General features: G+C 70.8%; 11 protein-coding genes and 1 pseudogene. 7 read left to right on the top strand and 5 right to left on the bottom strand.

Translation table 11 applies throughout. The annotated features are described in order from the left end of the window. The first annotated feature begins 72 nt into the window (after window positions 1-72). Window positions 73-1,200: an FAD-dependent oxidoreductase gene (locus QSK31_RS35890; RefSeq protein ID WP_285689138.1), complete on the top strand. Its 1,128-nt coding sequence runs from the start codon at window positions 73-75 to the stop codon at window positions 1,198-1,200. Here QSK31_RS35890 and QSK31_RS35885 read toward each other — a convergent pair. Then, window positions 1,197-4,370: an ATP-binding protein gene (locus tag QSK31_RS35885; RefSeq protein ID WP_285689137.1), complete on the bottom strand. Its 3,174-nt coding sequence runs from the start codon at window positions 4,368-4,370 to the stop codon at window positions 1,197-1,199. The genes QSK31_RS35890 and QSK31_RS35885 overlap by 4 nt on opposite strands. A 47-nt stretch (window positions 4,371-4,417) precedes the next feature. Here QSK31_RS35885 and QSK31_RS35880 point away from each other — a divergent pair, with 47 nt between their 5' ends. The 4 genes and pseudogenes from QSK31_RS35880 (at window position 4,418) to QSK31_RS35865 (ending at window position 7,152) form a co-directional block, all read left to right on the top strand. Continuing rightward, on the top strand, window positions 4,418-5,563 hold the full coding sequence (locus tag QSK31_RS35880) for an epoxide hydrolase family protein (RefSeq protein WP_285689136.1): 1,146 nt from the start codon (window positions 4,418-4,420) through the stop codon (window positions 5,561-5,563). 30 nt (window positions 5,564-5,593) lie between these two features. After that, window positions 5,594-6,175: a TetR/AcrR family transcriptional regulator gene (locus QSK31_RS35875; RefSeq protein ID WP_285689135.1), complete on the top strand. Its 582-nt coding sequence runs from the start codon at window positions 5,594-5,596 to the stop codon at window positions 6,173-6,175. 109 nt (window positions 6,176-6,284) lie between these two features. Further along, window positions 6,285-6,734, top strand: a pseudogene (locus QSK31_RS48935) (CPBP family intramembrane glutamate endopeptidase); the annotation flags it as partial. A 127-nt stretch (window positions 6,735-6,861) separates the two neighbouring features. Continuing rightward, a complete protein-coding gene (locus QSK31_RS35865; RefSeq protein ID WP_285689133.1) occupies window positions 6,862-7,152 on the top strand; it encodes a hypothetical protein in 291 nt (96 codons plus the stop codon). On the opposite strand, the gene QSK31_RS35860 is transcribed toward QSK31_RS35865, so the two are convergent. The 4 genes from QSK31_RS35860 to QSK31_RS35845 form a co-directional block, all read right to left on the bottom strand. Next, on the bottom strand, window positions 7,128-8,477 hold the full coding sequence (locus tag QSK31_RS35860; RefSeq protein WP_285689132.1) for a discoidin domain-containing protein: 1,350 nt from the start codon (window positions 8,475-8,477) through the stop codon (window positions 7,128-7,130). The genes QSK31_RS35865 and QSK31_RS35860 overlap by 25 nt on opposite strands. A 75-nt stretch (window positions 8,478-8,552) precedes the next feature. Then, window positions 8,553-10,457 carry a potassium transporter Kup gene (locus QSK31_RS35855; protein WP_285689131.1) on the bottom strand — a complete coding sequence of 635 codons (1,905 nt, stop codon included), beginning with the start codon at window positions 10,455-10,457 and terminating at the stop codon, window positions 8,553-8,555. 126 nt (window positions 10,458-10,583) lie between these two features. Further along, on the bottom strand, window positions 10,584-11,330 hold the full coding sequence (locus QSK31_RS35850; protein WP_285689130.1) for an ABC transporter permease: 747 nt from the start codon (window positions 11,328-11,330) through the stop codon (window positions 10,584-10,586). Next, a complete protein-coding gene (locus tag QSK31_RS35845) occupies window positions 11,327-12,085 on the bottom strand; it encodes an ABC transporter ATP-binding protein (RefSeq protein WP_285689217.1) in 759 nt (252 codons plus the stop codon). The genes QSK31_RS35850 and QSK31_RS35845 overlap by 4 nt, the downstream gene beginning before the upstream one ends. 185 nt (window positions 12,086-12,270) lie before the next feature. Between QSK31_RS35845 and QSK31_RS35840 the strand changes: the two genes are divergently transcribed. Both QSK31_RS35840 and QSK31_RS35835 read left to right on the top strand, forming a co-directional pair. Then, window positions 12,271-13,425, top strand: coding sequence for a chymotrypsin family serine protease (locus tag QSK31_RS35840; protein WP_285689129.1), 1,155 nt, complete (start codon window positions 12,271-12,273; stop codon window positions 13,423-13,425). Window positions 13,426-13,563: 138 nt separating this feature from the next. Further along, window positions 13,564-13,989 carry a hypothetical protein gene (locus QSK31_RS35835; RefSeq protein WP_285689128.1) on the top strand — a complete coding sequence of 142 codons (426 nt, stop codon included), beginning with the start codon at window positions 13,564-13,566 and terminating at the stop codon, window positions 13,987-13,989. The last annotated feature ends 29 nt before the right edge of the window (window positions 13,990-14,018 follow it).

Genomic DNA, 14,018 nt, shown 5'->3' with positions numbered 1-14,018 from the left:
GCGTTCGATTGGTAGGTCCATGTCGGCGTCGTGTCGCTGTCGTGTCGGCGGGGCCGCGCAGCCTCTACAGGCATGACAGTCACCATCATCGGCGCCGGCCTCGGCGGCCCCACCCTGGCCCGCGTCCTGCACGTTCACGGCATCCCGGCCACGGTCTACGAGGCGGATGCCTCACCGACGGCCCGCGCTCAGGGCGGGATGCTCGACATCCACGACTACAACGGGCAGCTCGCCCTCGAAGCGGCGGGCCTGATGGACGAGTTCCGCGGCATCGTCCTGCCGGGCCGCGAGTCGATCCGGGTCCTCGACCGGGACGGCGCCGTCCTGTTCGACCGGCAGGACGAGGGCTCGGGCGGAAGTCCCGAGGTCCAGCGCGGCGTCTTGCGGCAGATGCTGCTCGACTCGCTCCCGGCCGGCACCGTGCGATGGGACCACCGGGTCAGCGACGTGCGCGCGGTCGGCGGAGGCGGCCACGAGGTGACCTTCGCCGACGGTTCCACGGCCGTCACGGACCTGCTGGTCGGCGCGGACGGCGCGTGGTCGCGGGTGCGGCCGCTGCTGTCCGGTGCCACCCCCGCGTACAGCGGCCGCTCGGCGGTCGAGACGTTTCTGGTCGACGGCGTCAACCGTCACCCCGCCACCGCGAAGGCGGTCGGTGCCGGGTCGCTGTTCGTGTTCGACCCGGAGGAGAGCGGGAAGTGGTTTCTGGCCCACCGTGAGAGTGACGGGAACCTGCGCGCCTACCTGGTCCTGTCGAAGCCGCTGGAGTGGTTCGCCGGCATCGACTTCGCCGATCCCGTCGCCGCGACCGCCCAGATCGCGCGGGAGGTCGACGGCTGGGCGCCGGAGCTGACCGCGCTGGTCACCGCGAGCGACACCGACCCGGTCCACCGCCCGCAGTTCGCCCTGCCGCCCGGGCACCGGTGGGACCGGGTGGCGGGGGTGACCCTGCTCGGCGACGCCGCTCACGTGCAGCCCCCGGACGGCGAAGGCGCCAACCTGGCGATGCAGGACGGCGCCGAGCTCGGTACGGCCATCGCCGCGCATCCGGGCGACCTCGAGGCCGCGCTCGCCGAGTACGAGCAGGCGATGTTCCCGCGCAGCGCCGCTGCCGCCGCCGATGAGGCGGTTCTCAACCAGGTCCTGCTGAGTGACGACGCCGCCCAGAAGCTGGTCGACGTGCTCACCGGCGGGTCTTAGGCGAGCAGGTCGTCCATCAGCGTGGTGATGCGGCCGTACACGACGACGCCGGTCAGTTTGCCGGCTTCGGCGAGCAAGCTGTCCCGGTCACCCAGGACGGTCGCGAGCCGGACGCCGCGTCCCTGCGGGAAGAACCGGCTGACGTTCGCGCCGACCCGCGTACCCAAGGCCCACAACTCGCGGGCGGTCGCCGTCTCGCCACGGAACGCGGCCAGCTCGGCACCGGCCATCGCCCACGCCCCGAGCAGCGGGCGGTCGTGGGCGGTCAGCACCTCGGTACGGGACTGCCGCAAGGTGTCGGCGGCGGTCGTCTCGGTTGCCGCGCGGGCCTCGGCGATCCACAGGTCGACGACGGCGGCCGCGATCCGGAACACGGCCCGCTGCTGCGCCGGTCCGTCGTCGACTCCGATCGTCCGCAGCAGCGCGCCGGTGTGGGCGAGAGCCTCGTCATGCCGTCCGCGTCGCAGGGCCAGCTGGGCCAGGGCGAGATCGGCCTGGCAAGCGTCCGTCTCGGCGCCGTCGTCCGCGCGGGCGGTCTCCAGCAGCCGGCGCTCAGCCTCGGCGTCGCCGGCGAGGGCCAGCTGCGTGTCGAGCAGCACCCTGGTCGACCGGGCGTCCTGGGCCGCGCCGACCAGCTCCAGGTGCTGCTCGCTGCGGCGCAACCAGGTGTCGGTGCCGGCCGCGTGCCCGGCGGCGTGTGCGGCCATCGCCATTCCCCAGTGGTCGCCGGCGGTCTGGAACCGGCGGTAGGCGAGCTCCGCGTCGTGCCGGGTGGTGGTGTTCTCGGTGAGGACGGCCCGGAAGAAATGGCCCATCCCCTGGACGTACGGGTCGGGGTTGGCGATCAGGGTCGCGGCGTCGGCCAGGCTCGTGTCGGGGTCCGGGTGCTCCAACCCGGACAGTGCGCCGGCCAGCGCGGTGACCCGCGACGAGACGTCGCCGGGACGCTCCGCGAACAAGGTCCGCAGGGCGCGGCGGGCCAGGGCGATCAGGCGCGAGGAGGCGGTGCTCCCGGCATTCACTGCGATGAGTACGCACAGCCAGGCGAGCCGGTCGGCGTGCGGCAGGGTACGGCCGCTCGTTCGGCCGTGCAGGATCGCCGATCGGGGCCGTGCGGCGGGATCGTCGAGGCGCAGCAGGATTCGTGCCCAGGCGCCGGCCTCGTAATGCCGGCCACGCACGGTCCACAGCTGGAAGAGGGCGACGGCGATGTCGACCGCGGCCGGTTCGTCGTCGTGGTCGAGGGTCCAGCGCAGGGCGGCGAGCAGGTTGTCCTGGTCGCCCGCGCAGCCTTCCAACGCCTTGACCTGGGCCGGGCCGATGAAGTCGGCGGCCAGCGCCACCGCTCGTTCGCGGGCCCACCGGACCAGGCCCGCCATGGCGGTCGCGCGCTCGCCGGACGCGTCGAGTCCGGCCTCGCCGTACTCGCGGACCGTCTCCAGCATCCGGTAGCGGTTCTCGTCCAGCCGCAGCAGGGACTGCTCGACCAGGATGGACAGGCTCCGGCGTACGCGATGCGACTCACGGCCGGGACGGACGACGCCTACGTCGGCGCCGCCGGCCACGGCCACCGCCGGCTCGGTCGTGAACGGGGCCGGGATGACCGCCAGCCGGCGCAGCAGGTCCTGCTCGGCCGGTTCGAGCAGCTCGCGGCTCCAGTCGACCATCGCCCACAGGCCGGAGTGCCGCTCGGGCATCCCACGGAGCGCGTCGTCGAGCAGCGCGAACCGGTCGCCGAGCCCGGCCAGCACATCGCCGATCGGCATGTGCCGCAGCCGGGCGGCGGCCAGCTCCAGAGCGAGCGGCAGGTTGTCCAGCCGGTGGCTGAGGGCCAACGCCTGGTCCCGCGTCCAGGCGGGTGCCGTCCCGCCGGCCCGGACGCGGGCATCGAGCAGATCGAGAGCCTCGTCGTCGGCCAGGGCGGGCAGCCGGTGGACGACCTCGCCGAGCAGGCCCAGCGGCGCGCGGCTGGTGGCGAGCACACTGACCTCGGGCGACGCCACGGCCAGCAGGTCGGCCACGACGGTCGCGGCGGCGTCGAGGACGTGCTCGCAGTTGTCCAGAACGAGCAGCCCGTCGAACTCGGAACCGATGGCCTTCAACCGTTCCGATGCGCCGAGAACTCGTGCCGCGGGGTTGGGGACGGGCTGCTCGGGGTTGGGGACGCGGTGTTCGGGGTTGGGGACGCGATGGTCCGGGACCGGGTTGTCGGTGCCCGCGCCGCCCAGGACGGCGAGCACGGCCGGCAGCACCTCGGCCGGTGAGCGCAGGCCGGCCAGCTCGACGACCCGCACCGGCCGGGAGCCGCTGACCGAGCGGGCGATCTCGGCGGCCAGCCGGGTCTTGCCGGCCCCGCCGGCCGCTACGACGGTCACCACCGGCGCCGTCAGCAGCGCCTTGCCGACGGCGGCGAGGTCCGAGTCGCGGCCGACCAACGGGGTCGCGGCCCGGCGCCATGCGGCGGGCAGATCACCGATCCCGCTCGGACGCACGAGCCGGCCGCGGAGAAGGGCCAGATGTGCCTCGGCGAGCACCGGCGACGGGTCGGTACCGTACCGGTCGGCGAGCTCGGCCCGCACCCGTTCCACCAGCTCGAGCGCCTCGGCATCGCGGCCCTGGGCCGCCAGGACACGCACGAGCAGCGCGGCGGCCGGCTCGTCGGGCGGCACCCGAGTGGCCAGCCGCCGCAGATCCGCATCGTCGAACGGGCCGCCGCCGGCCAGAGCGGCGTCCGTCCCGAGGCCCACGGCGTCGCCGAACAGCCGCGTCTGGCTCGTATCGGTTAGCTCCGGGACCTCCGGGAACAGCTCTCGCGCCTGGTCGGCACACCCGCGCGCTCCGGCAACATCACCCTCCGCCAAGGCCCGCCGCCCGCGGTCGATCAGCGCCCGGGCCGCGACGGCGTCGATCTCCACCTGGTCGGCCGGGATCCGATAACCGCCTGGAGCGGCGAGCACCGGCACACCGAGCCGTCGCACGCGACCGACCAGCGCCTGCACCGCACCGACGGCGTCCTCGGGCGGTGCGCCCTGCCAGACCGCGTCGACCAGGGCACCGGTGGAGACCGCGCGGCCCCGGGCTTCGACGAGCTCACGGATCACCGCGGCGAGCCGGTCGCCTCGCACCGGGCGGCCGTCCACCGCCAGGGACCCGAGAGTGGTGATCCGCACGACCTCATTCTTGCACCGTCCGTGAAGTGTACTGTACCGTACAGTTCATGGAACAGTTCACTCTTGCCGTCCCGGACGAGGACCTGGCAGACCTGCGGCGTCGCCTCGCCGCCGTGCGCTGGCCGGCGGGGGGCACCGTGACCGACACCAGCCAGGGCCCCACGCCGGACAAGCTGCGGGCGCTGGTGTCCTACTGGCGCGACCACTACGACTGGCGAGCCTGCGAGGCGGAACTCAACAGCTTGGGCCAGTTCCGTACGGAGATCGACGGCCTCGACATCGACTTCCTGCACGTACGGTCACCCGAGGCCGACGCCCTGCCGCTGGTCATGACGCATGGCTGGCCCGGCTCGGTGCTGGAGTTCCGCAAGGTGATCGGCCCGCTGACCGACCCGGCCGCGCACGGTGGCAACCCGCGCGACGCCTTCCACCTGGTCCTGCCTACGTTGCCCGGCTTCGGCTTCTCCGCGAAGCCGGCCGAGACCGGCTGGGGCCCCGGACGGATCGCCGACGCCTGGATCGCCCTGATGGACCGCCTCGGCTACCACCGCTGGGGGGCTCAGGGCGGCGACCTGGGCTGCGCGGTCACCGACGAGATCGCCCGCCGCGCACCCGCCGGCCTGATCGGGATGCACCTGAACTTCGCGATGTTCGGACCCACCCCGGACGAGATCGCGGAGGCCACCGACGACGAACGAGCGATGCTGGCCAGCGCGAAGTACTTCTGGGACAACCTGTCGGGCTACGCCAAACAACAGTCGACCAGGCCCCAGACCATCGGGTACGCCCTGACCGACTCGCCCGTGGCGCAGGCCGCCTGGATCTACGCCATGTTCCAGGACACCTGCGGCACCCCCGGCGACGCCGAGGCGAGTTTCACGCTCGACGAAATGCTCGACGACATCATGCTGTACTGGCTGCCCAACTCCGGGGCCTCGGCCGCCCGCCTGTACTGGGAGATGGCCCAGTCCGGCTGGTCCGCCCCGGCCACCGTCGACGCGCCCACCACGCTCGCGACCGGGTTCACCATGTCCCCGAAAGAGCACGTGCGGAAGTCGCGCCGGTGGCTCGAACGCCGCTACACCCATATCGTCCACTTCAACGAGCTCGACGCCGGGGGACACTTCACCGCCCTGGAACAACCCGGCGGCTTCGTCGCCGACGTCCGCGCAACCTTCGCCGGCCTGCGATGAACGGGAGCCGACGCAGAGGGAGGTGTGCGCGTGGCCGAGAGAGCGGCCGGCCGGCGTAGCCGGGAACGCGAGGACGCGATCCTCACCGCGGCGCTGGAACTGGTGAGCGAGCTCGGGTACGGCCGGGTTACCACGGATGCCATCGCGGCCCGCGCGAGTGCGTCGAAGATGACGATGTACCGCAAGTGGCCCAGCAAGGCCGTGCTGATCGCCGACGCGTTACGCCGGCAGTCCGAGGGCCCGGCGCCGATCGCAGCCGACACCGGCAGCCTGCGCTCCGACCTGGTCGCCACCGTGGACGGCATCGTCCGGTCGATGTCCGGCGGAGGCAACCTGCTCAACCTCGCCGATGCGGTCCGAGACGACCCTGAGTTGCGCGACCTGGTGCGTGGGCAGATCTATGACCGCTGCGACGCCGACGGTGCGACGCTGTGCGCCCAGGCCGCGGCCCGGGGCGAACCGGCCGATCCGGCTCTCGGCCCGGCGGTGGTCCGGCTGGCCTTCGAGCACGTGTTCGCCCGCACACTGCTGAACGGGCAGCCGCCCGGCCCGGAGGAGCGCGAGGCGTTCGTCGACGCGGTCCTCCTGCCCGTGCTGCGCGGGGGCCGGTAGCTGCCTGTCGCTCTCGTGGGGGACAAGGAAGTGTCCACCCGATGGTGACGATCGATGGCCCGGACTTCCCTAGCGTCTTCCTTGTCGATCAACGAGATGAGGGAGAGTCATGGAAGACAAGCGAACCCCGCCGCGCTGGCTGCGACCGATCGGGCTCCGGCTGCTGTTCCTGATCGTCGTCTTCACCGTCGTCATGCTGGCGTTCGCCGCCCTGAACTCGGTGGCCGTCAACAATCCGATCACCGGGTTGCTGGCCGGCGTGGCGACCGCGGCCGCCGCGCTGGTCGCGTACGCCAAGATCGTGGGTTGGGTTGAACAGCGAGCCACCCCGGAGATCGCGCTGACCGCCCTGCGACCGCAGGTGACCCGCGGCCTCGGCGTCGGCGCCGGGCTGTTCACCCTCACCATGCTGCTCATCACGATCTGCAACGGCTACCGCGCGGGCTGGGGCTCCGTCGGCGACATGATCGCCACGTTCGGCATGATGATCGGCGTCGCCACCTGCGAGGAGCTGCTGTTCCGCGGCGTGCTGTTCCGGATCGTCGAGGAGTGGGCGGGCACCATCGTGGCGCTGGCCGCGTCGAGCGTGCTGTTCGGCGCGCTGCACCTGCTCAACCCCGCGGGCACCGTCTTGGGGCGCCATCGCGATCGCCGTCCAGGCCGGCCTGCTGACCGCCGGCGCCTTCGTGCTCACCCGCAAGCTGTGGCTCCCGATCGGCGTCCATCTGGGCTGGAACTTCGCCCTGTCCGGCATCTTCGGCGCCACCGTGTCCGGCTCCGACGGCTCCGTCGGTGGCCTGCTCGACGGCGCCCCGCACGGCGCGGCGATCGTCAGCGGCGGCGACTTCGGCCCGGAGGCCAGCATCTTCTCCGTCCTGGTCTGCGGCGTCGCCGGATTCCTGATGCTCCGCAAGGCTCACCGGCAGGGCAGGTTCGTCACGGTGTCGCGGCGTCAGCCGAAGATCTCGAACTCGTAGATGCGGGCGGCGGAGTTGGCGGCCTGCTCGGCGGTGATCACGTCGAGGCGTACGTAGCGGCCGGACACCGAAGTGACGTGGCTGGAGACGTCGGCCGCGTTGCCCCGGGCCTGGACCACCGTCGTCCATGTCGTCCCGTCGTTGGAGACCCGGATGTCGAAGTCGCGGCTGTTCCACGCGGGCTGCTCGCCACCAGCCCCGGCGTGACGCACGACGAAACCGGTGATCGACGTGCCGGCGCCGAGATCGACCTGGAGCTGCTTGGTGGCGGCGAGCGAGCACCACTTGTCGCTGTTGCCGCCGGAGACGCTGCCGTTGACTGCCTTCGCCGGGGTTTCGGTGGTGCTGCACGACGCCGAGCCGGTGGCCGTCCTGTTCACCGCGAGGTTGCGACCGGGCGGCAGGGTCACAGGTGCGGAGCTGGTGCCGTTGTTGACCGCCGCCGCGTACTGGGCGGGTGTGCCCTGCGCGGAGCAGGCCTGCATGTCGTCGTAGAGCCACAGGAAGCCGCCCTGGATGCCGGCCGAGGTCACCCAGCCACGCATGCGGCTCTCGACGGTGGCCGGGGTGTCGCCGCTCGAACAGCCGGAGCCGTGCCGGCTCCACAGTCCCGGATCGACCGGCATGCCCAGCTGCTGCGCCCAGGTGGCCGGGTTGTTTCCCGCCCCGCCCGCGTAGAGCTGCAGGTAGACGCGGTCGACGGCGGCGCCCAGGTTGTTCTTGAGGTTCCGCCAGAACGTGATGTTGGTGTACGGCACGAAGGTGAACTTGTAGCCCTGCCCGATGACCATGTTGGCGAACGCGGTGCTGGCCGTCAGGTTGTACGACTGCTCGTCGTCGTCGTTGATCGCGTCGGCGCCGGTGATCATGCGCAGCACCTGGAAGTTGCGGTAGAGGACGCTGCCGCTGCCGGTGCCGTCCCGAGCGATCAGGGTGGCGATCGCGCCCCAGTCGTCGGGCCCGGCCGACCCGACCGAGACCTCGATCCGGTTGACCGACGTGGGCGCCTGCTTGAGCGTGGCGAGCCGGGCCGGCCAGCCGGGGTCGCCCACGTACTGCCCGTTGGACACGATGCGGATGTCGTTCAGCCACAGGTCACCCGTATCGGCGCGGACGTGGATGGCCCAGAGGATGACGGTGGTGAAACCGGAGGCTCGCAGCGTGTCCATGACGGGCTGGCCGCCGCTGTAGAACGGGCCGCCGCCGTAGATGGCCGACCGCCCGGCGGCCAGCGGTTGCGCGGGCGCCGCCGAGGCCACCACCGGCTGTCCCGTCATGACCAGCGAAGCCACTACGGCCAGGAGAATCCCGACTCGGACGCGCATACGCACCGCCTTTGATCGAAGCATGTCGATCTCCATAGTGGGCGTTGCGCAAACTCCGGGTCAAGGGATCTTCCCTCAGACCTCGATGTGCGAGCCCATGATGACGGTGCGGTCGCGGGGGAGGCCGAAGTACTCGGCGGCGTCGGCGGTCACGTACGAGGTGGCCATGAACAGGCGCTTCCGCCACGACGCCATCGTGCGGGCCTGGCCCGCACGAAGCTCGATCTTCGACAGGAAGTACGACGCCTGGTCCAGCTGCAGCGGCCCCTCGGTCGTCGCGGGACCGAGCGATCGCAGGATGGCCGGCACGTCCGGGGTCTCCATGTACCCGAACCGGGCGGTCACGTGGATGATGCCGTCCTCGTCGTAGCCGAGGTCGTCGACGGTGACCCGCTCGTCGGCCGGCACCCGTGGGACCGGCTCGGTCTGCAGCGACATGATGACGACCTGGTCGTGGCGTACCCGGTTGTGCTCGACGTTGGCCCGCATGGCCAGCGGCGCGGTCAGCTTGCCGCGGTTCAGGAAGACCGCGGTGCCGGGCACCCGCGCGGTCGACGACGTGTTGTCACGAAGGTCGTCGATGAACTCGCGGAGCGATCCCTCGCGGCGTTCCCGCTCGGCCGTGACGATCTGGCGGCCGCGTTGCCAGGTCGTCATCAGAGTGAACGCGGTGAGCCCGATCAGCAGCGGCAGCCACGCGCCGTGCGCCAGCTTCGTCAGGTTGGCCGCCACGAACAACAGATCCACGAGCAGGAGTACGGTCGCGCCGATCCCGATCAGCCACAGCGGCGCATGCCACTTCCACCGGGCGACGTAGAAGAACAACAGCGTGGTGATCGTGATCGTCCCGGTCACCGCCATTCCGAACGCGTAGGCCAGCGCGGCCGAGCTGCGGAACGCGAAGACCAGCGTGAGCACCGACACCAGCAGCAGCCAGTTGATCCACGGCACGTAGATCTGCCCGATCGAGGACTCCGACGTGTGGGCGATCCGCAGGCGTGGCAGGTAGCCGAGCTGCGCGGCCTGGGAGGCGACCGAGAACGCGCCGGTGATCACCGCCTGCGAGGCGATCACCGTCGCCGCCGTGGCCAGCAGCACCATCGGCAGGCGGCCCCACTCCGGCACCAGCAGGAAGAACGGGCTGCTGATGTTCGCCGGATCGGCCAGGATCAGCGCGCCCTGCCCCAGGTAGCTGAGAACGCACGCGGGGAAGACCAGGAACAGCCATCCGCGGCTGATCGGCCGCCGGCCGAAGTGGCCCAGGTCGGCGTACAGCGCCTCGGCGCCGGTGACCGCGAGCACGATCGCGGCCAGGGCGAAGAACGCGATGCCGAAGTGGCCGGTCAGGAAGCCGATCGCATAGGTCGGCGACAGCGCCCGCAGGATCGCCGGGTTCCCGGCGATGCCGGTCGCCCCGCACACGCCGATCACCACGAACCAGCCGATCATCACCGGCCCGAAGACCCGGCCCACCGCGGCGGTCCCCTTACGCTGCACGGCGAACAGCATCACGATGATCACGGCGGTGATCGGTACGACCAGGGCGCCCAGCGACGGCTCGACGACCTTGAGACCCTCGACGGCGGAGAGAACCGAGATCGCCGGGGTGATCATGCTGTCGCCGAAGAACAGCGAGGCGCCGAAGATCCCGACCGCGGCCAGCACCCCGGCGGCACGCCGGCCCTGCTGGGCGCCCCGCCGGCGCAGCAGCGCGATGAGCGCCATGATGCCGCCCTCGCCGTCGTTGTTGATCCGCATCGCCAGCAGGATGTAGGTGACCGTGACGATGATCATCACGGACCAGAACACCAGGGACACGACCCCGTACACGTTGTCGGTGCTGACCGGCACGGGGTGCGGGTCCTCCGGGTTGAACACCGTCTGCAGGGTGTAGATCGGGCTGGTGCCGATGTCCCCGAACACCACACCGAGCGCGCCGACCACCACCGCGAGCCGCACCGAGTCCCGCGCACCGTCCATCCGGACAGAATGCGGGTCTCGGTGCGGCCGGGCGTGCCTCTTGACGACTTCTTAACGCCTTCAGGCGATCTTGCGGCGGCCGGCGGCCATCGTCTCGGGCGGTCCTTGCGGCGGCAGGCCGCCGCCTCAGGCGATCTTGCGGCGGTAGGCCGCCATCGCGAAGCCGTAGGCCACCACGAGGATGCCGGCGCACCAGGCGAGGGCGATCCAGATGTCGTTGCCCACCGGCTGCTGCTCGAACAGCGACCGGATCGCGTTGACGATGGCGGTCACCGGCTGGTTCTCCGCGAAGACGCGGACCGGGCCGGGCATCGTGCCGGTCGGGACGAACGCCGAGCTCACAAACGGCAGGAAGACGAGCGGATAGGAGAAGGCGGATGCGCCGTCCGGCGTGGATGCCGTCAGGCCGGGAATCACGGCGAGCCAGGTCAGCGCGAGCGTGAACAGGGCGAGGATGCCGGCCACGCCGAGCCAGGCCAGCACGCCGGCCGACGAGCGGAAGCCCATGATCAGCCCCACGAGCATGATGACCACCACCGAGATGGCGTTGGACACCAGCGAGGTGAGCACGTGCCCCCACAGCACGGACGACCGGGCGATCGGCATCGAGTGGAACCGTTCGAAGATGCCGCTCTTCATGTCCATGAACAGCCGGAACGCCGTGTACGAGATGCCGCTGGCGATCGCGATCAGCAGGACGCCGGGCATCAGGTAGTTGGTGTAGTTGTCGGTGCCGGTCTGGATGGCACCACCGAACACGTATCTGAACAGCAGCAGGAACGCGATCGGCATGATCGTCACCGTGATGATGGTGTCCAGGCTGCGCGTCACGTGCCGCATCGAGCGCCCGAGCATCACGCGGATGTCATTCATCGCTGCCCCACAATCGCCAGGAAGATCTCTTCGAGGGTCGGTTGACGTTCGACGTACTCCACCTTTGCCGGCGGTAGCAGTTCTCTCAGTTCCGCGAGCGTGCCGGAAACAATGATCGTGCCGTCGTGCAGAATGGCGATCCGGTCGGCGAGCTTCTCCGCCTCGTCGAGATATTGAGTGGTGAGCAGAATCGTCGTGCCGCCGTGCGCGAGTTTCTGGATCACCTGCCACACCTCGAGCCGGCCCTCCGGGTCGAGTCCGGTGGTCGGCTCGTCGAGGAAGATGACCGGCGGGTCACCGATGAGGCTCATGGCGATGTCGAGGCGGCGGCGCATGCCACCCGAGTAGGTCGCCACCCGGCGCCCGGCCGCCTCCGCGAGCCCGAAGCGTTCGAGCAGCTCATCGGCGGTCCGGCGCGGGTCGTCGATCCGCCGGAGCCGGCCGATCATGACCAGGTTCTCCCGGCCGGTGAGGATCTCGTCGACCGCGGCGAACTGTCCGGTGAGACTGATCGACTCGCGTACCCGCGCCGGCTCGGCGACGACGTCGAACCCGTTGACGCTCGCGTCGCCGTCGTCCGCCTGGAGCAGTGTGGAAAGGATCCGCACAATGGTGGTCTTGCCCGCTCCGTTGGAGCCGAGCAGCGCGTAAATGCTGCCGCGCGCGACCTCGAAATCAACACCCTTGAGCACTTCAAGTTTTTGGTACGACTTCCGCAATCCGCTGACCCGGATCGCCGGTCCCTGCTTTTCCATGGTCGATTCTCCAGTCGATGACGCCGCGATGGCACCACTATGGCACCACAGTGATGCCAGCACAAGCCATATTGATGCCAGGTGGTGCCAGCGATCTCCCCGCGTGCTACCTTCCATCCACATCCATCGATGGATGATCCCCGTGTTCGTCCTCTCCCCCAGGAGGTTGATCGAAGATGACATCGATGTCACCGCATCGGCGCTGGCTGGTGGCCGCTGCGGCCGCCGTGACCGTGACCGCCCTCTGCACCGCGCCCGCCTCGGCCGCCACCACCGGCGGCCCCGCCGTCGTCGACGCCACGACCCTGCTGGCGGCCGCGGACCTTCAACGGATGGAACGGCAGCGTCCGCTGATCGCAGCCGCCTCCGTCCTCCGATGGGAGGTCGAGCGTCACGACTACGCGGGCTACGCCGGGATCTCCCTCGCGGAATCCGCCGTCGACCTGTGGTGGAAGGGCGCCCTGCCGACGTCCCTGCGCGGGGTCGTCGCGCAGGCGTCCAAGTCGGCGCCGGTGCGGGTGCGCGCCGCCGACCACTCGATGGCCGAACTGCGCGGCGCCGCCGAGCGGCTGCGGGCGAGCTGGCCGGGCGGTGGCGACGCGGTCCAGGCGATCAAGCTGAAGCCCGACGGCAGCGGTCTGGTCGTGTCGGTCCCCTCGTCGCTACGAGCCTCGGTGCCGGACGTCGGCGTCCCGGTCGACGTGGCCGTGGAGGCCGGGCTCGACCAGGTCAGCCGGGACGACGACTCGGCGCCGTGGAAGGGCGGAGCGACGATCGTCAACCGCGACCAGGGCACTGCCTGCACCTCGGGCTTCGGCGTGCGGAACGGGTCGGCCAGCTACATCCTCACCGCGGCACACTGCGGCCAGACCGGTCAGCGCTACACCGACGCCCGGGGCGAGGCGATCGGCACGATCACCTCTCGCCACCAGGACCACGACGTGGAACTGGTGCCGACCTCCAGCGTCGACGGCTACGTCTACGTCGGCACGCCCACCGACAACGTGGTCGCGCTGGTCGAGGGCTGGGGCTGGACGTTCATCGGCGAGTACCTGTGCCAGTCCGGCGTCACCAGTTCCCGTGAGCTCGGCCGCCCGGTCTGCAACCTGAAGGTGCTGTTCTACTACGCCGACCGCGAGGACCTCGTCGAGGCGGAACAGACCGAGGGCCAGACGGCGGCCCGCCCCGGCGACAGCGGCGGCCCGATCTACTCGGTGGCCGCGAGCGGCAAGATCCTCGCCAAGGGCACGACGACGCGTACGGCCGGCGCCCGGATCGGCTTCCAGGACTACGGAACAGCCTGGCGCGACTTCAACGGCATCGTCCCCGCCACCCGATAGGGACGAGCCCGTCTCGGTGGGCCGGGCCCGCGGTCCCGGCCCACCGAGGCAGGAGTCGGCAGCCATCGCTCGGCGAGGTTGTGATGCTGCGGTACATCGCGCGGTGACATCGTTGCGTCCATCCAGGAGGATGGTCATGTGGCGAGGCGACGACTGACTGAGGACTGGAGCATCGAGCTCTCCGAGGACTTCCGCGTCCGCGACGAGCAGGGTGCGATGCGGCTGGCGGGGCCCGGCGGGCGCACGGTGTGGGTGAACGTGTCGACGCCGCCGCCCACGCGCGCGCCGGAGGCGGTCCTCGACGAGATCCTCCAGGACGTGCACCAGGCGCCCGAGCAGAAATTCCGAGAGCCAGGATCTGATGCGTACGAGGTGCGCTACGCGTCCTGGTATGCGGAGGACGGGCAGTGGGGCCTGTACGGGTACACCGTCCGCCGCGCCTCCTACGTGCAGCTTGCCGTGCTGACCGACGACGCCGGCGACCTGGAGTGGGCGTTGGAGACGTGGCGTTCGCTGCGGTATGCGAAGACGTCGATCCCGAAGGGGATGCTCAGGCACGCGTAGGCCGCCCATTGACAGCTGTCACTGCATGG

Origin of the sequence: Actinoplanes sp. NBRC 103695 (genome assembly GCF_030269485.1) — a bacterium.
Classification (GTDB): Bacteria; Actinomycetota; Actinomycetes; order Mycobacteriales; family Micromonosporaceae; genus Actinoplanes.
The sequence above is the reverse complement of the archived record's forward strand: the minus strand, read 5'-3'. Positions and strand labels throughout refer to the sequence as shown.